At 69.9% G+C, this 21,384-nt stretch carries 21 protein-coding genes, 1 tRNA gene and 2 pseudogenes; 19 read left to right on the top strand and 5 right to left on the bottom strand.

The window, feature by feature from the left end; all coding sequences use genetic code 11:
* Positions 1 to 14 precede the first annotated feature (14 nt).
* Entirely contained in the window at positions 15 to 617 is a 603-nt protein-coding gene (locus H563_RS0102210) for a vitamin K epoxide reductase family protein (RefSeq protein WP_027478996.1), read from the bottom strand.
* Positions 618 to 874: 257 nt separating this feature from the next.
* Here H563_RS0102210 and H563_RS14570 point away from each other — a divergent pair, with 257 nt between their 5' ends.
* Complete coding sequence (locus tag H563_RS14570; protein ID WP_022880988.1) at positions 875 to 3,433, top strand: Rne/Rng family ribonuclease; 2,559 nt, start codon at positions 875 to 877, stop codon at positions 3,431 to 3,433.
* A gap of 11 nt (positions 3,434 to 3,444) precedes the next feature.
* Here the strand turns inward: H563_RS14570 and H563_RS0102200 are convergent, their stop codons facing one another.
* Positions 3,445 to 3,711 (bottom strand): DUF4031 domain-containing protein, encoded by a 267-nt coding sequence (locus tag H563_RS0102200; RefSeq protein WP_022880987.1) that lies wholly within the window; start codon positions 3,709 to 3,711, stop codon positions 3,445 to 3,447.
* A gap of 212 nt (positions 3,712 to 3,923) precedes the next feature.
* Between H563_RS0102200 and rplU the strand changes: the two genes are divergently transcribed.
* The 10 genes from rplU (at position 3,924) to H563_RS0102150 (ending at position 9,990) form a co-directional block, all read left to right on the top strand.
* Entirely contained in the window at positions 3,924 to 4,232 is a 309-nt protein-coding gene (gene rplU / locus H563_RS0102195) for a 50S ribosomal protein L21 (RefSeq protein ID WP_022880986.1), read from the top strand.
* Between the two features lie 20 nt (positions 4,233 to 4,252).
* Positions 4,253 to 4,510, top strand: coding sequence for a 50S ribosomal protein L27 (gene rpmA, locus H563_RS0102190; RefSeq protein WP_022880985.1), 258 nt, complete (start codon positions 4,253 to 4,255; stop codon positions 4,508 to 4,510).
* Positions 4,511 to 4,578: 68 nt separating this feature from the next.
* Entirely contained in the window at positions 4,579 to 6,117 is a 1,539-nt protein-coding gene (obgE, locus tag H563_RS0102185) for a GTPase ObgE (RefSeq protein ID WP_022880984.1), read from the top strand.
* A gap of 13 nt (positions 6,118 to 6,130) precedes the next feature.
* On the top strand, positions 6,131 to 6,901 hold the full coding sequence (gene proB / locus H563_RS0102180) for a glutamate 5-kinase (RefSeq protein WP_245556804.1): 771 nt from the start codon (positions 6,131 to 6,133) through the stop codon (positions 6,899 to 6,901).
* Between the two features lie 85 nt (positions 6,902 to 6,986).
* Positions 6,987 to 7,217, top strand: coding sequence for a hypothetical protein (locus H563_RS0102175; protein ID WP_022880982.1), 231 nt, complete (start codon positions 6,987 to 6,989; stop codon positions 7,215 to 7,217).
* Positions 7,218 to 7,223: 6 nt separating this feature from the next.
* Positions 7,224 to 7,826: a nicotinate-nucleotide adenylyltransferase gene (nadD, locus tag H563_RS0102170; RefSeq protein WP_022880981.1), complete on the top strand. Its 603-nt coding sequence runs from the start codon at positions 7,224 to 7,226 to the stop codon at positions 7,824 to 7,826.
* Positions 7,823 to 8,866 (top strand): hypothetical protein, encoded by a 1,044-nt coding sequence (locus H563_RS17180; protein ID WP_022880980.1) that lies wholly within the window; start codon positions 7,823 to 7,825, stop codon positions 8,864 to 8,866. Before nadD ends, H563_RS17180 begins: the two co-directional genes overlap by 4 nt.
* A gap of 11 nt (positions 8,867 to 8,877) precedes the next feature.
* Complete coding sequence (gene rsfS, locus H563_RS0102160) at positions 8,878 to 9,261, top strand: ribosome silencing factor (protein ID WP_022880979.1); 384 nt, start codon at positions 8,878 to 8,880, stop codon at positions 9,259 to 9,261.
* Positions 9,262 to 9,362: 101 nt separating this feature from the next.
* A tRNA-Ala gene (locus tag H563_RS0102155) sits at positions 9,363 to 9,438 on the top strand.
* A gap of 57 nt (positions 9,439 to 9,495) precedes the next feature.
* On the top strand, positions 9,496 to 9,990 hold the full coding sequence (locus H563_RS0102150; RefSeq protein WP_022880978.1) for an SRPBCC domain-containing protein: 495 nt from the start codon (positions 9,496 to 9,498) through the stop codon (positions 9,988 to 9,990).
* A 31-nt stretch (positions 9,991 to 10,021) separates the two neighbouring features.
* Here the strand turns inward: H563_RS0102150 and H563_RS0102145 are convergent, their stop codons facing one another.
* The 3 genes from H563_RS0102145 to H563_RS0102135 all read right to left on the bottom strand — a co-directional run bounded on the left by H563_RS0102145 (position 10,022) and on the right by H563_RS0102135 (position 13,467).
* Positions 10,022 to 11,131 carry a coiled-coil domain-containing protein gene (locus H563_RS0102145; RefSeq protein ID WP_155864956.1) on the bottom strand — a complete coding sequence of 370 codons (1,110 nt, stop codon included), beginning with the start codon at positions 11,129 to 11,131 and terminating at the stop codon, positions 10,022 to 10,024.
* Positions 11,132 to 11,333: 202 nt separating this feature from the next.
* Positions 11,334 to 12,371 carry an FUSC family protein gene (locus H563_RS0102140; protein ID WP_022880976.1) on the bottom strand — a complete coding sequence of 346 codons (1,038 nt, stop codon included), beginning with the start codon at positions 12,369 to 12,371 and terminating at the stop codon, positions 11,334 to 11,336.
* Positions 12,372 to 12,396: 25 nt separating this feature from the next.
* Complete coding sequence (locus tag H563_RS0102135) at positions 12,397 to 13,467, bottom strand: App1 family protein (protein WP_022880975.1); 1,071 nt, start codon at positions 13,465 to 13,467, stop codon at positions 12,397 to 12,399.
* 169 nt (positions 13,468 to 13,636) lie between these two features.
* On the opposite strand from H563_RS0102135, the gene H563_RS0102130 reads away from it, so the two are divergent.
* The 8 genes and pseudogenes from H563_RS0102130 (at position 13,637) to leuS (ending at position 21,307) form a co-directional block, all read left to right on the top strand.
* Positions 13,637 to 14,236, top strand: a complete 600-nt coding sequence (locus tag H563_RS0102130) for a TetR/AcrR family transcriptional regulator (protein WP_245556803.1) — start codon at positions 13,637 to 13,639, stop codon at positions 14,234 to 14,236.
* Between the two features lie 66 nt (positions 14,237 to 14,302).
* Positions 14,303 to 14,608 (top strand): annotated as a pseudogene (locus H563_RS0102125) (ATP-binding cassette domain-containing protein); the annotation flags it as partial.
* Between the two features lie 81 nt (positions 14,609 to 14,689).
* Positions 14,690 to 15,840, top strand: a protein-coding gene (locus H563_RS0102115; RefSeq protein WP_087132324.1) for an IS3 family transposase whose coding sequence is annotated in 2 segments (ribosomal slippage) — positions 14,690 to 14,960 and positions 14,960 to 15,840 — 1,152 coding nt in all. Because the reading frame shifts where the segments join, the coding sequence is not laid out codon by codon here.
* A gap of 13 nt (positions 15,841 to 15,853) precedes the next feature.
* A pseudogene (locus H563_RS14560) lies at positions 15,854 to 16,291 on the top strand (ATP-binding cassette domain-containing protein); the annotation flags it as partial.
* Between the two features lie 2 nt (positions 16,292 to 16,293).
* Positions 16,294 to 16,986 carry an ABC transporter permease gene (locus H563_RS14555; RefSeq protein ID WP_022880971.1) on the top strand — a complete coding sequence of 231 codons (693 nt, stop codon included), beginning with the start codon at positions 16,294 to 16,296 and terminating at the stop codon, positions 16,984 to 16,986.
* Positions 16,983 to 17,726, top strand: coding sequence for an ABC transporter permease (locus tag H563_RS0102100; protein WP_022880970.1), 744 nt, complete (start codon positions 16,983 to 16,985; stop codon positions 17,724 to 17,726). The genes H563_RS14555 and H563_RS0102100 overlap by 4 nt, the downstream gene beginning before the upstream one ends.
* Complete coding sequence (locus tag H563_RS0102095) at positions 17,702 to 18,622, top strand: ABC transporter substrate-binding protein (protein ID WP_027478989.1); 921 nt, start codon at positions 17,702 to 17,704, stop codon at positions 18,620 to 18,622. Before H563_RS0102100 ends, H563_RS0102095 begins: the two co-directional genes overlap by 25 nt.
* Positions 18,623 to 18,736: 114 nt before the next feature.
* Complete coding sequence (gene leuS, locus H563_RS0102090) at positions 18,737 to 21,307, top strand: leucine--tRNA ligase (RefSeq protein ID WP_022880968.1); 2,571 nt, start codon at positions 18,737 to 18,739, stop codon at positions 21,305 to 21,307.
* Positions 21,308 to 21,384: the final 77 nt, after the last annotated feature.

Below are 21,384 nucleotides of genomic sequence, written 5' to 3'. Positions count from 1 at the left end.
GCCGGCCGTCGCCGTCACAGCTGGCTCAGCCAGTTCAGCTCGAGCTGGGCCAGCACGGCGACGACCACATAGCTCACCAGCGTGATCACCGGCGTCCACGTGTACGCGGCCGCGAAGAACGCGCGCACGGATGCCGGCAGCGGAATGGTCCCCGACTTCAGGTTGTACAGCGTCGTCGCCCAGAACGTCGGGATCGTCACACTCCAGGTGAGCATGCACCAGGGGCACAGCGTGTGGATGTCGTAGACGCTTGCGTGGATGAGGTAGATCACCAGCACGAGTGCGCCGACCACGCCGAGGTTGAAGAGAAGCCAGAACCAGCGCGCGATCGTGCCCCGCACCGCCCAGACGATCGCGCCCATCGCGACGGTCGCCGTCCACCCGCCGAGCCCCAGCAGCGGGTTCGGGAAGCCCAGCACCGCGCCCTGGTGCGACTGCAGGTTCGCGGTGCACTGCACCAGCACGCTGTAGTTGCAGTCGAGCGAGGCCTTCGGGTTCTCCAGCACGTCGAACTTGTCGAGGGTGAGCCGGAAGGCCGCCCACAGGCCGATGAGGCCGGCGATGATGAGCCAGGTGGCGAGGGCGTACGGGGGTCTCGCGGGGCGCGGGTCTGACACGTCGTGCAGTATCGCACGGCGGCCGATGGGCACGGCGGCAGCTCTGACACGCCGTGCGATAATGGAGCGCAAGCCACTCCGCCGGGCGGACGATGGCGAGGAAAGAACAAGGTTTTCGCGACCACCTGAGTCGGCCGCGAGCGGACGGGCCGAGATGGCCCGTCGGACGAAGGATTTCCGGTGCGGCACGCGCCCACCGCAGAGAGTTCCCGGGCGAAGGAGCGTTCCTGCCGCTCGGTACAAGGAGTGCACCAGAGATGGTGGAAAAAGATGAATATGCAGGCAATCAGGAGTCACCGAAGCGCCGCGGGCGCCTGTTCGGCGGGCGTCGCAGGCGGAACGAGCCGGAACTGACCCCCACCGGTTCGCACGAGGAGACGCCGACCACCCCGGCTTCGACCGACACGCCGGCGGGTTCCGCGGACGCACCGGCCGCACCCGCCGACCCGGCGGAGGCACCGTCCCGGTCGGCTCCGGAACCGGCCCAGCCTGCACCGGCACAGTCGGCACCGGCTACGACAGCCCCGGTGCCCCCCGTGGTCGACGCCCCCGCGCTGCCGCAGCCTCTCACCAGCCCGGTTCCGGTCGTGGGAACGCAGAACCTCGACGCCTTCGCCGGCTCGATGTCGACCACGACCCTCCTCTTCCAGGCCCCGCCGGTGCTGCCCGAGGCGGCGTTCGACGAGCCGGACGAACCGGAGGAGCCCGCCGGCGGCCGCAAGCGCCGTCGCCGCGGGGGGAACGGCGGCGGCGAAGCATCCGATGACCAGCCACGACAGCGGCAGAAGCCCAAGCCCGAGCCCGAGCTGATCACCGAGCCGCAGAAGGTGAAGGGCTCGACCCGCCTCGAGGCCAAGAAGCAGCGCCGCCGCGACGGCCGCGACGCCGGCCGGCGGCGGGCCGTGATCACCGAGGCCGAATTCCTCGCCCGGCGCGAGGCCGTGGACCGCACCATGGTGGTGCGCTCCCGCGGCGGTCGCATCCAGATCGGGGTGCTGGAGGACAAGGTGCTCGTCGAGCACTACGTGGCCAAGAGCCAGGAGGCCTCACTCATCGGCAACGTGTACCTGGGCAAGGTGCAGAACGTGCTGCCCAGCATGGAGGCCGCCTTCGTCGACATCGGCCGCGGCCGCAATGCCGTGCTCTACTCCGGCGAGGTCGACTGGGAGGCCGCGCAGGCGGAGAGCGGAGAGAAGAACCAGCCGCGCCGCATCGAGCTGGCGCTTAAGCCCGGCGACAAGGTCCTCGTGCAGGTCACGAAGGACCCGGTCGGCCACAAGGGCGCCCGGCTCACCAGCCAGATCTCGCTGCCCGGCCGCTACCTCGTCTACGTCCCCGGCGGGTCGATGAACGGCATCAGCCGCAAACTGCCCGACACCGAGCGCGCCCGGCTCAAGAAGATCCTCAAGGAGGTGCTGCCCGAAGGCGTGGGCGTCATCGTGCGCACCGCGGCGGAAGGCGCAACCGAGGAGCAGCTGAAGCTCGACGTCACCCGTCTTACCGCCCAGTGGGCCGAGATCCAGCGCGCCGTCGAGAAGGTGCAGGCGCCCGCCCTGCTGCACAGCGAGCCCGACCTGCTGATCAAGATCGTGCGCGACGTGTTCAACGAGGACTTCCAGCGACTCGTCATCCAGGGCGACGACGCGCAGCAGACGATCGAGACCTATCTCGGCCAGGTCGCCCCCGACCTGCTCGACCGCGTCGAGCGGTACGCCGGCGACAAGGACGATGCGTTCGACGAGTTCCGCATCAGCGAGCAGATCGAGAAGGCCCTCGACCGCAAGGTGTGGCTGCCCTCCGGCGGCTCCCTGATCATCGACCGCACCGAGGCGATGACCGTGATCGACGTGAACACGGGCAAGTTCGTCGGTTCCGGCGGCAACCTCGAAGAGACCGTGACGAAGAACAACCTCGAGGCCGCCGAGGAGATCGTGCGCCAGCTCCGGCTGCGCGACATCGGCGGCATCATCGTCGTGGACTTCATCGACATGGTGCTCGAATCCAACCGCGACCTCGTGCTGCGCCGACTCGTCGAGTGCCTGAGCCGAGACCGCACGAAGCACCAGGTCGCCGAGGTGACCTCGCTCGGTCTCGTGCAGATGACGCGCAAGAAGCTGGGACTCGGGCTGCTCGAGACCTTCAGCGAGCCGTGCGAGGTCTGCGCCGGCCGCGGCGTCATCGTGCACCACGACCCGGTCGTCAAGCACCGCGCGCAGCAGCCGGAGCGGGGTTCGTCGCGCCGCCGAGGCGGGAACGGCAACGGCAGTGGCAACGGCAACTCCGGCGGAAACGGTGGCGCGCCCGTGCATGAGGGCACCCACCAGATCACCGAGGAGGTCAAGAGCTCGCTGGCCCGCATCGCCGCGAGCACGATCGGCCACCCGACCACCGGCCAGGTCGCGGTCGTCACGTCGGAGACCACGGCGACGACGGAGACGACGGAGAGTTCCGAGCCGGCTCGAGAGGCGGGACCGGCGGACGATCGCACGGACGAGACGCGGCCGCGCCGGTCCCGTTCCCGCCGGGCGCGGTCGTCGGGCACGGATGCGGGCGCCCAGCCCGCCGACGAGGCATCCGTCGCCCCCGCCCCGGTCGCACCGCTGGTCGACCTGCCGCCCGTGCCTGCGCGCGAGCCGCGGGAGATCGACCGCGAGGCCGCCGCGCACCTGCTCGACTCGGTGCTCGAGGCCCTGCCGCCGGGGCCCGGAAGCGAAGCTCCGGCGCCCAGTCGCCCGCGGCGCCGTCGCGTGACCACGAGCGCTCTGAGCGGAACGATCGTGACGCCAGAGGAGCCGCGACCCGGCGACGACGCCTGAGCGGGCTGCGGTCAGCGCCGGTCGACGGCCTTCACCCGCAGCCCGCTGGCGCGCAGCCGGAGCACGAGTTCGCGCATCGACACCGGCACCGCACCCCGTTCGACGAGTTCGTCGTACCGCTCCGCCGGCACGTCGTAGTGGTCGAGATCGAACGCGCGGCGTGGCACGCCGGCCGCGTCGGCGAACTCGTGCAATTCTGTCAGTGACGCATCGCTGACCAGGTGCGACCAGAGCGTGCCGTGTGCCGGCCACACGGGTCGGTCGATCAGCACGGTCACGGGCGTCAACCCTATCGCGGCGAGGTCGGAGCCGGTTTGACCGCCCTGCCACCATCAAGTAACCTTGAGTGTTGGCGTGCGCGGCCGTAATCGGGCCGAATGATCGCCGCGGTTTCCCGGGCCCATGCGAGTTCGTCTCGCCCTGTCAGAGGCCGGCACCCCAGAAATCAAGCATCGGAGCGACTTCGCTCCCCGGAGAAGTAGGTACTGAAGTGGTTTACGCAGTTGTGCGCGCCGGCGGGCGGCAGGAGAAGGTCGAGGTCGGCACCATCGTGACCCTCGACCGCATCCAGGCGGACGAGAACGGCACCATCGAGCTGGCCCCCGTGCTGCTCGTCGACGGCGACAAGATCACCTCCGCAGCCGAGGAGCTGGCGAAGGTGAAGGTGACCGCTGAGGTGCTCGGCGACCTCCGCGGCCCGAAGATCGTCATCCAGAAGTTCAAGAACAAGACCGGCTACCGCAAGCGTCAGGGCCACCGTCAGGACCTGACCCGCGTCAAGGTCACCGGCATCAAGTAAGTCGCGAGAGGCACACAGAGATGGCACACAAGAAGGGCGCGAGCTCGACTCGCAACGGCCGTGACTCGAACGCTCAGCGCCTCGGCGTGAAGCGCTTCGGCGGCGAGAAGGTCAACGCCGGCGAGATCATCGTCCGCCAGCGCGGCACCCACTTCCACCCCGGGGCCAACGTCGGCCGCGGTGGCGACGACACCCTGTTCGCCCTCGCCGCCGGTTCGGTCGAGTTCGGCACCAAGGGCCGCCGCAAGGTGGTCAACATCGTCGCCGCCGAGGCGTAAGCGGCGTCGCATTAGCATCGGAAGGGCGGGCTTCGGCCCGCCCTTCCTCATTTCACCCAGGAGACCCCATGGCGACATTCGTCGACCACGTGACATTGCACCTGCGCGCAGGTCACGGCGGCAACGGCTGCGTCTCCGTGCGCCGCGAGAAGTTCAAGCCGCTCGCCGGCCCCGACGGCGGCAACGGCGGACACGGTGGCGACATCGTGCTCGTCGCCGACCCGCAGGTGACGACCCTCCTGGCCTATCACCGTCGCCCGCACCAGGCCAGCGAGAACGGCGGCTTCGGCATGGGCGACAACCGTCACGGTGCGCGCGGCGCCGACCTCGAACTCCCGGTCCCCGTCGGCACCGTCGTCAAGTCGGCCGACGGCGAGCAGCTGGTCGACCTGAACGAGCCCGGGATGCGATTCGTCGCGGCGGAGGGCGGTGTCGGCGGGCTCGGCAACGCGGCGCTCGCGAGCCCGAAGCGCAAGGCCCCCGGTTTCGCACTGCTCGGCACTCCCGGCTGGGAGGGCGACGTCGAGCTCGAACTGAAGACGATGGCGGATGTCGCGCTCGTCGGCTTCCCGTCGGCCGGCAAGTCATCCCTCGTGGCGGCGCTCTCCGCGGCGAAACCGAAGATCGCGGACTATCCGTTCACGACCCTCACCCCGAATCTCGGCGTCGTGCAGGCCGGCGACGTGCGTTACACCATCGCCGACGTGCCGGGCCTGATCGAGGGCGCGAGCGAAGGCAAGGGCCTCGGTCTCGAATTCCTGCGCCACGTGGAGCGGTGCAGCGCACTGCTGCACGTCATCGACTGCGCCACTCTCGAGCCGGGCCGCGACCCCTTGAGCGACCTGGACGTGATCCTGAACGAACTCGGCGACTACCCGGTGCCGGCCGGTCAGACGCCGCTGCTCGACCGCCCGCAGCTCGTCGCGCTGAACAAGCTGGACGTGCCCGAGGCGCGCGACCTCGCCGAGTATGTGCGGCCCGAACTCGAGAAGCGCGGCTACCGCGTGTTCGAGATCTCCACCGTGAGCCGCGCCGGCCTGCGTGCGCTCTCGTTCGCCCTGGCCGAGGTCGTCGCCGCCGAACGCGAGCGCACGGCCGAGGCCGAGCAGACCGCACCGCGGATCGTGCTGCGCCCGAAGGCGGTCGACGAGGCACCCTTCACCGTGCGGGCCGAAGGCGGCAGCGACGGCACCTACTACCGGGTACTCGGCCGCAAGCCCGAGCAGTGGGTCGCGCAGACCGACTTCCAGAACGACGAGGCCGTCGGATTCCTCGCCGACCGGCTCGCGAAGCTGGGCGTCGAAGACGGACTGTTCGCGGCGGGGGCGGTCGCGGGCGACACCGTCGTCATCGGGCCGGGCTCGGGCGTCGTGTTCGACTGGGAGCCGACGCTGACCTCCACCGCCGAGCTCATCGCCGCACCGCGCGGAGCCGACGAGCGCATCTCCGGCTCCAGCCGCGCCACGCGACGGGAACGGCGCCAGGAGTACTTCGACCGCATGGACGGGAAGGCGGCGGCGCGCGCTGAACTGGAATCCGAGCGTGCCGCCGGCCTGTGGCGGGAGGACCACGACGGAGAGAACGACGCGGACGGGAGCGACGACTAGGGTGCGGGAGCTCGTGGCGGACGCCAAGCGCGTCGTGGTGAAGGTCGGCTCATCGTCGATCAGCGGCGACAACGCCTGGCAGATCGCTCCGCTCGTGCTGGCCCTCGCCACCGCTCATCGCAAGGGGGTCGAGGTCGTGCTCGTCTCCTCCGGAGCCATCGCAACCGGCATGCCGTTCCTCGAGCTCTCCAGTCGGCCGACCGACCTGGCGACGCAACAGGCGGCCGCCGCCGTCGGCCAGAGCGTGCTGGTGCACCGCTATCAGGCCAGCCTCGACCCGTACGGCATCGTCGCCGGCCAGGTGCTGCTCACGGCGAGCGACATCGACAACCCGACGCACCGAGGCAATGCGAAGCGCGCCATGGAGCGCCTGCTGGCGCTGCGCATCCTCCCCATCGTGAACGAGAACGACACGGTGGCCACGCACGAGATCCGCTTCGGCGACAACGACCGGTTGGCCGCGCTCGTGGCGCGCATGATCGGGGCGGACGTGCTCGTGCTGCTCTCCGACGTGGACGCGCTGTACACCAAGCCGCCGCAGCAGCCCGGAGCCGAACCGATCGCCCACGTCGCGCCGGACGATCCGCTGGCCGAGGTGGAGATCGGCTCGATCGGATCCGCCGGCGTCGGCAGCGGGGGAGCGCGGACCAAGGTGTCGGCCGCCCGCCACGCAGCCGAGGCCGGTACGGCGGTGGTCATCACCTCCACGGCCCTGGTGAGCGAGGCGCTGGCCGGGGCGGAAGTCGGGACGTATTTTTCCCCCGCGCCTCGCGCAGGCGCGTGACCGCAGCGCGGGGGAGTGACGTCGGCCCCTCGCATCCGTCGATAGACTGACGGGGACGCCCGCCGTCGAAAGGATGACCCACGACATGACGCTTCTGTCCGCCATCGCCGCAGCCGAGGCCGAGCACCCGCTGCCGATCCCCGCCATCGCCTACGGCATCATCGCCGCGATCGTGTTCATCTTCCTCGCGGTCGTCCTGTGGAGCTACCGCGATGTGTCGGCGCGGCACCTCGATCCGGCCGATCCGGATGCGGCCCAGCACATGACGTCGACCGGGTCCGAGACGCACGGCAGCGGCCACGGGGTCCGCCACTAGCGCCGGATGGTAGCGCCGAGCAGCGGCCGCCGACGAGTGGGGGTGATGGGCGGCACCTTCGATCCGATCCATCATGGCCACCTGGTCGCCGCGAGCGAGGTCGCGCAGTCGTTCGGTCTGGACGAGGTCGTCTTCGTCCCCACCGGGCAACCCTGGCAGAAGGGCGCAGTGACCCCGGCGGAGCACCGCTACCTGATGACGGTCATCGCGACCGCATCCAACCCGCGCTTCACCGTCAGCCGGGTCGACATCGACCGGCCCGGCCCGACCTACACGATCGACACGCTCCGCGACATCAAGGCGCAGCGGCCGGATGACGAGCTGTTCTTCATCTCCGGCGCCGACGCCATCGCCCAGATCCTCACCTGGCGCGACGTGGACCGGCTCTGGGAGCTCGCGCACTTCGTCGCTGTGAGTCGTCCCGGACATGAATTGAGCATTACGGGATTGCCGCGCCGGGACGTAAGCTTGTTGGAGGTTCCGGCGCTGGCGATTTCGTCGACGGATTGCCGCAGCCGGGTGAGAAGGGGATTCCCGGTCTGGTACTTGGTGCCGGACGGAGTCGTCCAGTACATCACCAAACACCATCTGTATCGGAGCGTGGCATGACGTTGAGGCAGGATCAACAGCAGCCGCTCACGCGACGCCAACTGCGCGAGGCCGAGCGTGCCGCGGCAGCAGCCGCCGCCGCACAGGCCCAGCAGGTCCCCCCCGTCCAACTGCCTTTCACCGGCACCAGCGTCGACGAGGTGCCCGCGACGTTCCGCGGACCCGAGACGCAGACCGAGCAACCCGCATCCGCGGCGCCCACCATCCCGGCACCGGCCGATGTGCGCCCTGTGCTTTCCGAGCAGAAGTCCGACGAGCAGACGGCCGGCGGCGCCCCGAGCAGCGAGCAACCGACCGGCAGCCCTGCGGCGGCGCCGGTGCAACCCTTGACCCGCCGCCAGCTGCGGGCGCTGCTGCAGGCACAGCAGAGCGCGAACAGCGGGTCGGCGCAGGCCCCCGCCCCGATCGCACAGGCTCCCGTCGAGCAGCGGGCGCCAGAGACATCCGTGCCCACCCCGCCCGTCATCGCCGAGGCGCCGGCGCCCGAGCCGACCCCGCCCACGGTGGCATCGCCCCCCGTCATCGACGAGGCGCCGGTGCAGCCGACGACCGGCGAGATCCGCGCGTACCAGCCACCGGCCGGGCACTGGTCGCTCGGGAACACCGACGACTTCGACGAACTCGTCGCGCCCGACACGACCGGCGGGTCCTCGACCTCGAGCGCGCTGATCATGCCGGTGGTGCCGTCCGCCGCCGACATGACCGGCCCGCTCAACGCCACCGGCGAGATCCTGCTCACCGGCTCGATCGACCTGCCCCGTTCACTGGGTTCGACCGGCCAGATCCAAGGGCGCTTCGACGGCGTCGAGCTCGACCGGATGATCGACCAGCACGAAGGCGACGCCCCCGACTCCTCGAGCGTCGAGCCCGTCGCCGCCACCCGCGCCATCAGCACGCACGCGCCGGCCAGCTCGGTCATCACCCCGCCGAAGCAGACCGGCCACCGGGTCGGGGCCATCGTCGGGTCCGTCGCGGGCGGCGTCGCCGCCCTCGCCGCGGCGGGGCTGCTGGTCGCCGGCTTCGTCTTCCACGCCTTCTGAGAGGTCACTGCATGACGGCATCCGAACACGCCAAAGAGTTGCTGCAGCTGGCAGCGGTCGCAGCGGACTCGAAGGCGGGTGAGGATCTCGTCGCCCTCGACGTGAGCGAGCCGCTGCCGTTCGCCGACATCTTCCTGCTCGTCTCCGGCAACTCGGAGCGCAACGTCGTGGCGATCGCGGGCGAGGTCGAAGACCGGCTGACGGAGGCCGGCGCCAAGGCGCTGCGCCGCGAGGGCCGGGAGCAGGGGCGATGGGTGCTGCTCGATTTCGGCGACCTCGTCGTCCACGTCTTCCACCAGGAGGACCGGCAGTACTACTCGCTGGAGCGGCTCTGGCGGGACTGCCCGGTCGTGCCGTTCCAGCTGCCGCAACCCGCCTCCGCAGAGCACGCGTGAGCCCGTCTCGATTTCACCGGCGCCGCGTTCGTGTAGTACTCTGAACGGGTTGCCGCGAGAGCGGAAACACCGCCTGAACGGCCCGCCGTTCGAGCGAATCCGGGTCTGTGGCGCAGCTGGTAGCGCACCTGCATGGCATGCAGGGGGTCAGGGGTTCGAGTCCCCTCAGATCCACCACGGGAAGCCCCGGCCGGTCGGCCGGGGCTTCTTGCGTCTCCGTGGCAGAGTGATCGGATGACGCATCCGATCGCCCCTCGCACCGTCATCGGCACGGTCGAGGAGAGCGTCCTGGTCGGCGTGGAAGCCGGCGACGTCTGGGCCGCCTTCGCCGAGCTCGAGCGCCGCGCGCAATGGTTTCGCATGCCCGGTACGCAGGAGACGCACGTGCTCGACTTCCGCATCGGCGGCGAGGAGCGGCTCGAGGCGGTCTTCTCGGCCGCGGAACGCGTGGAGCGCATCGACTACCGCAGCCGGTTCCTCGACCTTGTGCCGCAAGAGCGCATCGTCGCCGCCACCGAGCTGCGGCTCGACGACGTGCTGCGCGTCGTCACCCTCGACGCCGTCGAATTGGACAGCGCGGACGACGGCACGCGGATCCGCCTCACCCAGCAGTACCAGTCGCTGCATCCCGTGGGGGACGGCCGCGACGATCGCGGCGAGCGACGCGGCGGGGCGCGCTTCCTGCTCAGGCGCCTCGCCCTCTACCTGGAGAACACCCGCCAGGTCTGACGTGCGGCCGCGACGCGCCCCCGTCCGCGGCTCAGTACCAGTACGGGGTGTGCGACGTCTCGAAGTTCAGCGCGCCGCACGGGGTGGAGTACGAGCTGCGGATGTAGTCCAGCCCCCAGTTGATCTGCGTCACGTAGCTGGTCATCCAGTCGCTGCCGTAGGTCGCCATCTTGGTCGCCGGCAGAGCCTGCGGAATGCCGTAGGCGGCACTGGAGGGGTTGTAGGCGTTCACCCGCCATCCCGACTCGATCGTCCACAGCTGGTACAGGCAGCTCCACTGGTCACTGCCCCAGCCGTAGGAGGCGAGCCGCCCGCGCGCGTAGGCCTGCGCCGCTGCCGGGTCCGCGTTGATGCCCTGCGCGACGAGGTACAGGCGATCCGCGCTGCCGTTGGCGGCGGCCTTCGCGGCCTGCGCCGCCTGACGGGCGGCCGCCTCGGCCTTCGCCTTCGCGACGGCGGCACGATAGGCGACGCCTTCCTGGTACTTCTTCTCGACCGCATCGGACTTGCCCTGCAGCACGGCGGCGAGGTGGTAGAGCTCTTCGCTCTTCTTCTTCTGCGCGGCCACCGCCTCTTGCGCGCGCTGCGTTGCGGCCTGCGCCGCGGCCAGCTTCTTCTGCGCGTCGGCGGCGAGCCCGGTGCGCACCTGTTCCGCCTTCGCCGCCTGCTTCGACAGCGACCCCGCGAGGTTGGCCTTCTGCTCGGCTTCGTTCTGCAGCGTGGAGCTCTGCGCGGTGAGCTGCTTCATCGTGCCGAGCTTCTGCAGCAGGTCGTCGCTGGAGCCCGGTTGCAGGAGCAACTGGGTGGTCACGTTCTGGCCGCCGGTGACGTACATCTGCGACACGAGGCGGCCGTAGCGCTTCGACGCCTCCGAGGAGGCCTGCTTCGCGTCATCCGCTTGAGCCTGCAGATCGTCGGCCTTCTTCGTCGCCGCCTGCAGCGCCTGCTCGGCGATCGTGTACTCGACCTGCTTCTTCAGCTGGTCGGCTGCGGCCTCGGTCGCGGCCTCCTGCAGTCCCTGCAGAGCGGCGGTGATGCGGGCGTACTCGGCCTTCGCCGCGGCGGCGTTGCCCTTGGCCTTCTTGACCTCGTCGAGGGTCGGGTACTTGTGGTCGTCGGCGCCGAGCGCGGGGGACATCATCAACGTCCCGCCCAACAGGGCCGCGGCGCTCACCGCGGCGATCGCTCCGACAAGTCGCTTTCTGCGCACAGGTCTCCCGGGGGTCGGTGGTCACAGTCCCAGCACAAACTAGCCGAACCTTCAGGTAATGGTCGAGACATCCGCCGCGTGGCGAGCAGGGACGCCGAGCGCGGCGACGGATGCGCGGGCTGCGCCGGGCGCGTCAGAGGGCGTCTTCGCCGGTGATCTCCTCGCGGATCCGCCTCAGGTCCTCGAGCAGCGAGCCGATCAGGATCCAATGCGTGGGGTCGGGCGTCGAGACGACGAGCGGCCGAGTCAGGGCGGGCGGCTCTTCGGGCCGGCTCTCGCCGGCGGCGGCGCGGTCGAGCCGGAGCAGCCGCAGGTCGTGGGCGGCGCGGCGCGCCTCCTCGGCGATGGCCGAGACCTCGGGCTCCTCGACGAGGTCCGTCCGGTACCGGTCGTGCAGCGTCCGCGTCATCGGGACCACGCGCGCGACGAGCCGCGCGCCGCGGTCGCGCAGTTCGCGCGCCTCGGCGAGGCGGGCCTCGTGCCGGGAGCGCAGCGGATTGATCGACAGGGACTCCTCGGCGGCGGCGATGGCCGCGTTCGCCTTCTCCTGCATGGGGCGCAGCAGCCGCGCGAGCACGAGCAGCTCGTCGAGCTGCTGCGCCGTCTGCGGGGCGCTGAGCGCGGCGGCGAGGGCGTCCAGCCGCTCGGCGATCTCGCCGATCAGCGCGTCGACCGAATCCCGTGCGGGCGCCACCTGCACCGGCGGCACGATCGCCACGTTGACGATCACGCCGATCGCGGCGCCGATCAGAGTGTCGATGATGCGGTCGACGGCGTAGGAGCTGGTGTTCGCGCCGACGGAGAGGACGAGCATCGCGCTGATCGCGACCTGCGTGCTGGAGGTGGCGGTGAGCCGCAACGCCCACGCGACGCCGATCGCGACGACGATGGTGAGCAGGACGATCCAGTAGTCGTCGCCGAAGGCCAGCCCGATGAGGAAGGCGACGAGCACGCCGGCGATGACGCCGAGGCTGCGCTCGATCGCGCGGGAGAGCGACTGGCCGAGACTCGGCTGCACGACGAGCAGTGCCGCGATGCCGGCGAACACGGGCAGCTGGGAACGCACGAGGGCGCCGGCGATCATCCAGGCCAGCACCGTGGCGATCGCCGACTTGGCCGCCTGCAGCAGCGGGACGCGGGAGGACGCGCGCAGCGCGGCGAGGTAGTGCACGCCTTCTACGCTAACGAGCCGGCGGTCAGACGCGTTTGTCCTCGTCGTGCCGCGCGCTGATGATGCCGAGGTCGCGCAGCTGCTTGTAGAGGCTCATGCCGTCCGGCCCGTACACCCACGGCACGCCCACCGCCTCGCTGCGCACCTGCGCCTTGGACCGTCCGCCGGCGAGCACCGCCTCGGTGAAGTAGAGCTGACGGATCGCGACCGCCACCACCGACCCGGGGTGCTGGGCGATGAAGGTGCTGTAGATCTCCTCGTCGTGCTGGCCGTCGTCGCCGAACAACAGCCACTTCATGCCGGGGAACTCGGCCGCGAGCCGCTGCAGGTTCTGCTCCTTGTGCACGCGGCCACTGCGGAAGAAGCGGTCGTGGGTCGGCCCCCAGTCGGTGAGCAGCAGCGGGCCGGACGGGAACAGGTTGCGGGTCAGGAACCGACGCAGCGTGGGCGCGACGTTCCACGGACCCGTGGAGAGATAGATGAAGGGCGACGACGGATGCTCGGTCCGCACCCGCTCGTAGAGCACGGCCATCCCCGGGGTGGAGACCCGGGCGTGCTCGTCGAGCACGAAGGTGTTCCAGCCCGCCAGCAGCGGACGCGGCAGCCAGGTGACCATGACGGTGTCGTCGACGTCGCTGACGACCCCGAACTCCACCGCCGGGTCGACGATGAGCAGGGGAGCGGTGCTGACCGAGTCGGAGCCGTGCGGGCGCAGCAGCACGTCATGACGGCCGGGCGGCAGGTCGATGGGGATGACCTCGTCGATGACTCCGCCGCGGTCCGGGTGCAGCACATGCTCGACCCCTTCGATCTCGGCGACGACGGGCACATCGCCGACCGGCACGCTGGTGAAGCTGCGCCAGCCCCGCACGCTCTCTTCGCGGCGCCGGTAGAGCCGGTCGGTGCGGCTGCCGGGCCGGGGCTCCTTCGCCAGCACGACACGGCCCAGGATGCGCGCCCAGGTGGGTGCGCCGTACCCCGCATACGGCAGCACGGTCGGCAGATACCCCTTGCCGCGCGCTCGCCGGGCGCGCCAGCGATTGACGGCGTCGTCGATGCGGGCGGCGCGATGCATCTCGCGGGTCGGCTCGGACATCGCTTACGAGTCTTGCAGACGCGGGGACGCGCCGTAGCCCCAAACGCTGAGGATCCGTCCGGTCTCTGCCCGGGGGGTCTAGACTCCATGCGAGCCTGACACAAAGGAGATCCGACGAGTGCCGATTCACGACCTCGCGAAAGACCCTGAACGATCCTTGGCCGCACTGGTGCGCACGGAGCCCATCCAGGAGCGCAGCGCCGCTCGAGTGGACGCTCTGCTGGATGCCGCGGCCGCGGTGGTCGACGAGATCGGTTTCGACCGGTTGACCACCGCCATGGTCGCCGAACGGGCCGATGCCTCGATCGGAACCGTCTACCGCTACTTCCCCGACCGCATCGCGCTGCTGCAGGGTCTGCGTGAGCGCGCGATCGCCCGCTACCGCCTCGCCGTCGTCTCGCGGCTTGAGGAGGTCAGCCCGCCGACCTGGCTCGGCGCGGTCGACTGCGCGATCGACGCGTTCGTCTCGATGTACCGCACCGAGAGCGGCTTCCGGATCATCCGCTTCGCCGACGACGAGCGCGGGAACGTCGACGGTGACGAGTTCACGAGCGAGACCGAAGAGTTCGCCGCGGCGCTGGCCGAGGTGCTCGTGCACGACTACGGCCTGCCGGAAGGGGAGGAACTGGTCTTCCGCCTCGGCATCGCGATCGAGATCGGCGACGCGCTCGTCAGCCGGGCGTTCGTGGGCGGCGGCGACGGCGACGAGAAGTACATCGACGAGGCCCGCGCGGTGATCGGCGCGTACCTCGCGCGCTACTACAACTGAGCCGGCCGCTTTCGCTGCTGACGTAAGTCGTTGCCGGGTGTCGGTGGTGCATGCTCGGATGGTGCGGTGATCGAATTCCGCGGTGTCATGAAGAGGTTCCCCGACGGCACCGTCGCGGTGACCGGCCTCGACCTGGTGATCCCGGCGCGGCAGGTGACCGTGTTCGGGGGCTCGTCGGGCAGCGGCAAGACGACCGTGCTGCGCATGATCAACCGCATGGTCGACCCGACGCGCGGCGAGGTCCTGATCGACGGGAAGGACGTCGCCGGCCTCGATCCGGTGAAGCTGCGCCGCTCGATCGGCTATGTCATGCAGAACTCCGGGCTGTTGCCGCACCGCACGGTCCTCGACAACATCGCCACGGTCCCCGTGGGCTGACCCCGTTTCGTAGGTCCAGTCGTTATGAGAGTCGTCCTGTTGTCCGCGGTCGCGGGCAGGGAGACTGGTCAGATCATGACGAACAGCAGGAAGCGTCACACCCCGGAGCAGGTCGTCCGTAAGCTCGGGCAGGCCGACAGGATGCTCGCCGACGGTCAGGACGTCGCGGCGGTGTGCCGGGAGCTCGTGGTGTCCGAGCAGACGTACTACCGGTGGCGGAACCAGTACGGCGGCCTCAAGGCCGACGACGCAAAGCGCCTGAAGGAGCTGGAGAAGCAGAATGCGACCCTGAAGCGTCTGCTCGCGGAAGCGGAGCTGGAGAAGGCCGCGCTCAAGGAGCTGGCTGAGGGAAACTTCTAAGCCCGGACAGGCGCCGCGCCGCCGTCGATCACCTCAAGCGCAAGCTGCGGGTGAGCGAACGGATGGCGTGCCGTCTGGTCGGGCTGAGCCGCTCCGCGTATCGGCGACCGCTCAAGGGCGACACGGTCGCGGACCCGGATCGGGCGTTCAGGGAGTGGCTGCGCGCCTGGGCGAAGGACCATCCCCGCTACGGGTACCGGCGGGCGTATCACGACGCCCGCGCCGAGGGGTGGGTGGTGAACCACAAGAAGATCCAACGCCTGTGGCGTGACGAAGGGCTCCGGGTCCCGCAGCGGCGTCGACGCAAGCGCGTCGGGTCCTCGACCGTCGACGCGCCGACGGCGGACGCGCCGAACGTGGTGTGGGCGGTGGACTTTCAGTTCGACGCCGACGAGCACGGCCGACCGATCAAGATCTGCTCGATCGTCGACGAACACACCCGGGAGTGCATCGGCGGCCTCGTGGAGCGCTCGATTACCGCCGACCGACTCACCGCCCACCTCGAGGACCTCGTCGCCGCCCGGGGCGCCCCGGCGGTGCTCAGGTCGGACAACGGGCCGGAGTTCATCAGCGAGGCGATGGCCGACTGGGCCGGCACCCGCACCGGCCTGTCCTACATCCCTCCGGGCTCGCCGTGGCGCAACGGGTACGTCGAGTCGTTCAACAGCCGGATCCGCGACGAGTGCCTCAACATCAACAGCTTCTACTCGCTGCTGCACGCGCAGGTCATCATCGGCGACTGGAAGGACGAGTACAACCACCACCGCCGGCACTCCTCGCTCGGCTACCTACCCCCAGCCGAGTACGCTCGACAGTGCACCCATCAAATGGAAACCGACGACTCACAGAACGTCCGGACCGAATGAAGGGGGCGGCTCACCCGTCTTGCGCGGCGAGAAGCGCGCCGCAGCTCGCGAGCGGGCGCGCGAGCTGATGGACGTGGTCGGGCTCGACCGTTCCCTCGCAGGCCGCTACACCGCCCAGCTCTCGGGCGGGCAGCAGCAGCGCGTGGGGGTGGCCCGCGGGCTGGCCGCCGACCCGGACATCCTGCTGATGGACGAGCCGTTCGGCGCGGTCGATCCGTTGGTGCGTCTCGAGCTGCAGACCGAGCTGAAGCGGCTGCAGCAGGAGCTCGACAAGACGGTCGTCTTCGTCACCCACGACATCGACGAGGCGTTCCTGCTCGGCGATCAGGTCGTGCTGTTCCGCCCCGGCGGGACCGTGGCCCAGGTCGGCCCACCCGTCGAGTTGCTCGAGCGCCCCGCCGACGAGTTCGTGGCCGGGTTCGTCGACGCCGGGCGGCCGCGGAGCATCCTGCGGTGAACTGGGTCTCCGGCAACTGGGCGCAGATCGCGCAGTACGGTCTCGCGCACGTGTGGCTCTCGGTGCCGCCCATCGTGATCGGCTTCGCCCTGTCGGTGCCGCTCGGCTGGCTCGCCAACCGGTTCGCGCTCTCGCGCGGGCTGCTGCTGACGCTCGGGGGCCTGCTGTACGCCGTGCCCTCCCTTCCGCTGTTCACCGTGCTGCCGTCGTTGATCGGCACTCGCATCCTCGACCCGTTGAACGTCGAGATCGCACTCACGCTGTACGCACTGGCGCTGATGCTGCGCACCGCCGCCGACGGCCTGGCGTCCGTCGACGCCGACGTGAAGCTGTCCGCCTCGGCGGTCGGGTTCAGCAGCTGGCGACGCTTCTGGGGCGTCGAGTTTCCCCTCGCCGGGCCGGTGCTGCTGGCCGGGCTGCGGGTCGTCTCGGTGAGCACCGTGTCGCTGGTCAGCGTCGGCTCGGTCATCGGCGTCAACAGCCTCGGCTTCTTCTTCCTCGACGGATACCAGCGGTCCTTCCCGCTCGAGGTGTGGGTCGGCGTGATCGGAACCGTGCTGATCGCCCTCGTGTTCGACGGCCTGCTCGTGCTGGCGGGGCGCGCCCTGCTGCCCTGGACGCGCACCGGAAGGCGGCCGCGCGGCATAGTGCCCGCCACCCTCCCGGGCGGCGAGGTGGTGCTGCGATGAACTCCTACTCGCAGGCGTTCGCCTGGCTCGCGGCGCCGGGCCATTGGGCCGGCCCGAGCGGCATTCCGCAGCGCATCCTCGAACACCTCGGCTACACCGGCCTCACCCTGCTCATCGCGATCGCGATCGCATTGCCCGTCGGGCTGTACATCGGGCACACCGGCCGCGGCCGCGACGTGATCGTGCCGCTGACCGGGGCGATGCGCGCCCTTCCGACGCTCGGCATCGTGATCCTGCTCGCCCTCTGGATCGGCGGCATCGGCATCCAGGCGCCCCTGATCGCGCTCGTCGTCCTGGCACTGCCGCCGGTCATCGCCGGCGCGTACGCCGGGCTGGAATCCGTGGACCGCAGCGTGATCGACGCGGCGCGGTCGATCGGATTCACGGGGTGGCAGGTGCTGTGGCAGGTGGAGGTGCCGCTCGCCCTCCCGCTCATCGTCGGAGGCATCCGCTCTGCCTGCCTGCAGGTGATCGCGACGTGGACGGTGGCGGCCTACCTGCCGGTCGGCGGTCTCGGCCGCTTTCTTTACGACGCTTTGCCGAATCAGGATTACGCGCAGATGCTCGCCGGTTCACTCATCGTGATCGTGCTCGCCCTGCTCGCCGACGGGCTGTTCGCCCTGGTGCAGCGCCTGGCCACCCCGCGCGGGGTCGCCGCCGGCCGAACTCCCGACGTCGGAACCGCGACACGGTCACCCACTCGAAAGGATCAGACATGGCTCGCACCAGAAGAGGCCTGATCGGCGCGCTCGGCGCCCTCGCGCTCGGCGCCCTCGCGCTCACCGGATGCTCGTCCGGCAACCCGCTCGCCGACGACACCTCGACGGCGTCGTCGGACACCGTCGTCGTGGGTTCGGCGAACTTCCCCGAAAGCGAGATCCTCGCCTACATCTACGCCGACGCGCTCAGCGACAACGGCATCAAGACCGATGTGAAACCCAACATCGGCGAACGCGACCGGTACATCGCGGCGCTGAAGAACGGCGAGATCGACCTGGTGCCCGAATACACGGGCAACCTGCTGCAGTTCTTCGACTCGAAAGCGACCGCGCAGTCCAGCGACGAGGTCTACTCGGCGCTGCAGAAGGCGACGCCGACCGGCTTCGAGGTGCTCGACCAGTCCCCGGGTCAGGACGCCGACTCGTACAACGTGACCAAGCAATTCAGTCAGAAGTACAAGGTGACGAGCCTCGCCGACCTGAAGAAGGTCTCCGTGCCGTTGAAGGTGGGCGCGAACTCGGAGTTCGCGACGCGGCCGTACGGGATTCCGGGGCTCAAGAAGGTGTACGGCGTCACCGCGACGCTCGTGCCGATCGCCGACAGCGGCGGCCCGAACACGCTCTCGGCGCTGCTCAAGAACCAGGTGCAGCTCGCCGACATCTACTCCACGACGCCGTCGATCAAGCAGAACCACCTCGTGACCCTCGCCGACCCCGAGCACATGATCCTCGCGCAGAACGTGGTGCCGCTGATCTCATCGGCGAAGGCGAGCGACAAGGTCGCCTCGGTGCTGAACACCGTGTCGAAGGCGGTGACGACCGACGAGCTCATCGAGATGAACACGAAGAGCTCGGTCGACAAGGAGTCGGCGCAGCAGATCGCCAAGGAGTGGCTCGCCGAGAAGAAGCTCTTCTGACCGGCGATCCGCGCCCAGCCCGCTCGCGGACGGCGCCGGAAACCTTCCAGTAATCTGGAGGTTCGGCGCGATCCGCGCCGCGCACCCCAAGCCGCACGACAGGACGGGACACACGTGTCAGACCCCGAGCAGACGGTGACGCGCGAGAGCGTCGACGCGAGGTACGACTTCGCCGCGATCCAGGAGAAGTGGGCCCCGGTGTGGGAGCGACTTCAGCCGTTCGCGACGGACGACCCCGCCGACACGCGCCCACGCAAGTACGTGCTCGACATGTTCCCGTACCCCTCCGGCGACCTGCACATGGGCCACGCGGAGGCCTTCGGCTTCGGGGACATCGTGGCGCGGTACTGGCGTCAGCAGGGCTTCAACGTGCTGCATCCGATCGGCTGGGACTCGTTCGGCCTGCCCGCCGAGAACGCCGCGATCAAGCGCGGCGTCGATCCTCGTGAGTGGACGTACGCCAACATCGCCCAGCAGAAGGCGAGCTTCAAGATCTACGCGCCCAGCTTCGACTGGTCGCGAGAGCTGCACACGAGCGACCCCGAGTACTACAAGTGGAACCAGTGGCTGTTCCTCAAGCTGTACGAGAAGGGGCTCGCCTACCGCAAGGAGGGCAGCGTCAACTGGTGCCCCAACGACCAGACCGTGCTGGCCAACGAGCAGGTCGTCGACGGGCACTGCGAGCGCTGCGGGGCGCAGGTCACGAAGAAGAAGCTGACGCAGTGGTACTTCCGCGTCACCGACTACGCCGACCGGCTGCTGGACGACCTGAAGCAGCTGGAGGCGACCTGGCCGTCACGCGTGCTGACCATGCAGCGCAACTGGATCGGGCGCTCGGTCGGCGCCGACGTGCGGTTCAAGATCGAGGGCCGCGACGAGCCGGTGTCGGTGTACACGACCCGGCCCGACACGCTGTACGGCGTGACGTTCATGGTGGTCGCGCCCGACTCCGAGCTGGCGGCCGAGCTGGTCGAGGGGGCGGGCGACGAGGTGAAGGCGGAGTTCGCCGCCTACCTCGAGAAGGTGCGGCAGTCGTCGGAGATCGAGCGCCTGTCGACCGAGCGGGAGAAGACGGGCGTGTTCCTCGGCCGTTATGCGCTCAACCCGCTGACCGGCGAGCGGCTGCCGATCTGGGCCGCCGACTACGTGCTCGCCGAATACGGCCACGGCGCCATCATGGCGGTCCCCGCGCACGACCAGCGCGACCTCGACTTCGCCCGCGCCTTCGGCCTGCCGGTGCGCGTCGTCGTCGACGTCAACGCTCCGGTGACCGGCGCCATCCCCGTCATCACCGGCGACACCGCCCCCGACGACCTGCCGCCCGTGCTGCCCGACCCGGCGCAGACCGGCGAGGCGCTGGTGGGCAACGGCCGGCTCGTGAACTCGGGCCCGTTCAACGGGCTGAGCAAGACGACGGCCATCCAGAAGGTCACCGAGGCGCTCGAGGCCTCGGGCATCGGCGGACCGGCGAAAAACTACCGTCTGCGCGACTGGCTGATCTCCCGGCAGCGCTACTGGGGCACCCCGATCCCGATCATCCACTGCGAGACGTGCGGCGAGGTGCCGGTACCGGAGGACCAGCTGCCGGTGACGCTGCCCGACGCGGCGGGCCTCGACCTGCGGCCGAAGGGATCGAGCCCGCTGGGCGCGGCCGAGGAGTGGGTGAACGTGAGCTGCCCGAGCTGCGGCGGCCCCGCCAAGCGCGACAGCGACACGATGGACACCTTCGTCGACTCGTCCTGGTACTTCCTGCGGTTCCTGTCCGCCACCGACGACACGAAGCCCTTCGACCCCGCGGAGGCGGCGAAGTGGGCACCGGTCGACCAGTACGTGGGCGGCGTAGAGCACGCCATCCTGCACCTGCTCTACGCCCGATTCGTGACCAAGGTGCTCTTCGACCTGGGGCTCGTGGACTTCACCGAGCCGTTCACCTCGCTGCTCAACCAGGGCCAGGTGCTGATGGACGGCTCCGCCATGAGCAAGAGCAAGGGCAACCTGGTCGAGTTCGCCTCGCAGCTGCGCGAGTACGGCGCCGACGCGCTGCGCGTGACCATGGCGTTCGCGGGTCCGCCCGAAGACGACATCGACTGGGCGGATGTCTCGGCCACCGGCTCCTCGAAGTTCCTGGCCCGCGCCTGGCGCGTCGCCCGCGACGTGACCAGCGCGCCGGACGTCATCTGGAAGGACGGCGACGTGGCGCTGCGTCGGCACACGCACCGCTTCCTCGCCGACGCGCCTGGCCTGGTCGAGTCGTTCAAGTTCAACGTCGTGGTGGCGCGCCTGATCGAACTGGTGAACGTGACCCGGAAGGCGATCGACTCCGGTCCCGGCCCGGCCGACCCGGCCGTGCGCGAGGCCGCCGAGGTGATCGCGATGGCGCTGAACCTGTTCGCCCCGTACACCGCCGAAGACATGTGGCAGCTGCTCGGCTACGAGCCGACGGTGGCGCTGGTGCAGTGGCGCAAGCCCGACCCCACCCTGCTGATCGAGGACACCGTGACCGCGGTGGTCCAGGTCAACGGCAAGGTGCGGGACCGCCTCGAGGTGCCGGCGAAGATCGCTGCGGACGAGCTCGAGCAGCTCGCGCGGTCGTCGGCCGCGGTGGCTCGCGCCGTCGGCGAGCAGCAGATCGTGAATGTGATCGTGCGGGCGCCGAAGCTCGTCAACATCGCCACCAAGCCGTAGCGACTGCGCCCGCACAGGCGGCGAGGCGGGCCGGTTCTCCCCGGAACCGGGCGACGCCGCATCCGTCGCCACCGGCG

Source organism: Gryllotalpicola ginsengisoli DSM 22003, assembly GCF_000419445.1.
GTDB classification, from domain to species: Bacteria; Actinomycetota; Actinomycetes; order Actinomycetales; family Microbacteriaceae; genus Gryllotalpicola; species Gryllotalpicola ginsengisoli.
Note: the sequence above shows the minus strand (reverse complement) of the source record. Positions and strands in the feature narration are given on the sequence as shown.

What these genes read in the sequence shown, in the direction of transcription:
- H563_RS14570 (WP_022880988.1), top strand. Translation starts at nt 875, where the DNA reads ATGGTGGAAAAAGATGAATATGCAGGCAATCAGGAGTCACCGAAGCGC.
- rpmA (WP_022880985.1), top strand. Translation starts at nt 4,253, where the DNA reads ATGGCACACAAGAAGGGCGCGAGCTCGACTCGCAACGGCCGTGACTCG.
- obgE (WP_022880984.1), top strand. Translation starts at nt 4,579, where the DNA reads ATGGCGACATTCGTCGACCACGTGACATTGCACCTGCGCGCAGGTCAC.
- H563_RS0102175 (WP_022880982.1), top strand. Translation starts at nt 6,987, where the DNA reads ATGACGCTTCTGTCCGCCATCGCCGCAGCCGAGGCCGAGCACCCGCTG.
- nadD (WP_022880981.1), top strand. Translation starts at nt 7,224, where the DNA reads ATGGTAGCGCCGAGCAGCGGCCGCCGACGAGTGGGGGTGATGGGCGGC.
- H563_RS17180 (WP_022880980.1), top strand. Translation starts at nt 7,823, where the DNA reads ATGACGTTGAGGCAGGATCAACAGCAGCCGCTCACGCGACGCCAACTG.
- rsfS (WP_022880979.1), top strand. Translation starts at nt 8,878, where the DNA reads ATGACGGCATCCGAACACGCCAAAGAGTTGCTGCAGCTGGCAGCGGTC.
- H563_RS0102150 (WP_022880978.1), top strand. Translation starts at nt 9,496, where the DNA reads ATGACGCATCCGATCGCCCCTCGCACCGTCATCGGCACGGTCGAGGAG.
- H563_RS0102145 (WP_155864956.1), bottom strand. Translation starts at nt 11,131, where the DNA reads ATGATGTCCCCCGCGCTCGGCGCCGACGACCACAAGTACCCGACCCTC.
- H563_RS0102135 (WP_022880975.1), bottom strand. Translation starts at nt 13,467, where the DNA reads ATGTCCGAGCCGACCCGCGAGATGCATCGCGCCGCCCGCATCGACGAC.
- H563_RS0102100 (WP_022880970.1), top strand. Translation starts at nt 16,983, where the DNA reads ATGAACTCCTACTCGCAGGCGTTCGCCTGGCTCGCGGCGCCGGGCCAT.
- H563_RS0102095 (WP_027478989.1), top strand. Translation starts at nt 17,702, where the DNA reads ATGGCTCGCACCAGAAGAGGCCTGATCGGCGCGCTCGGCGCCCTCGCG.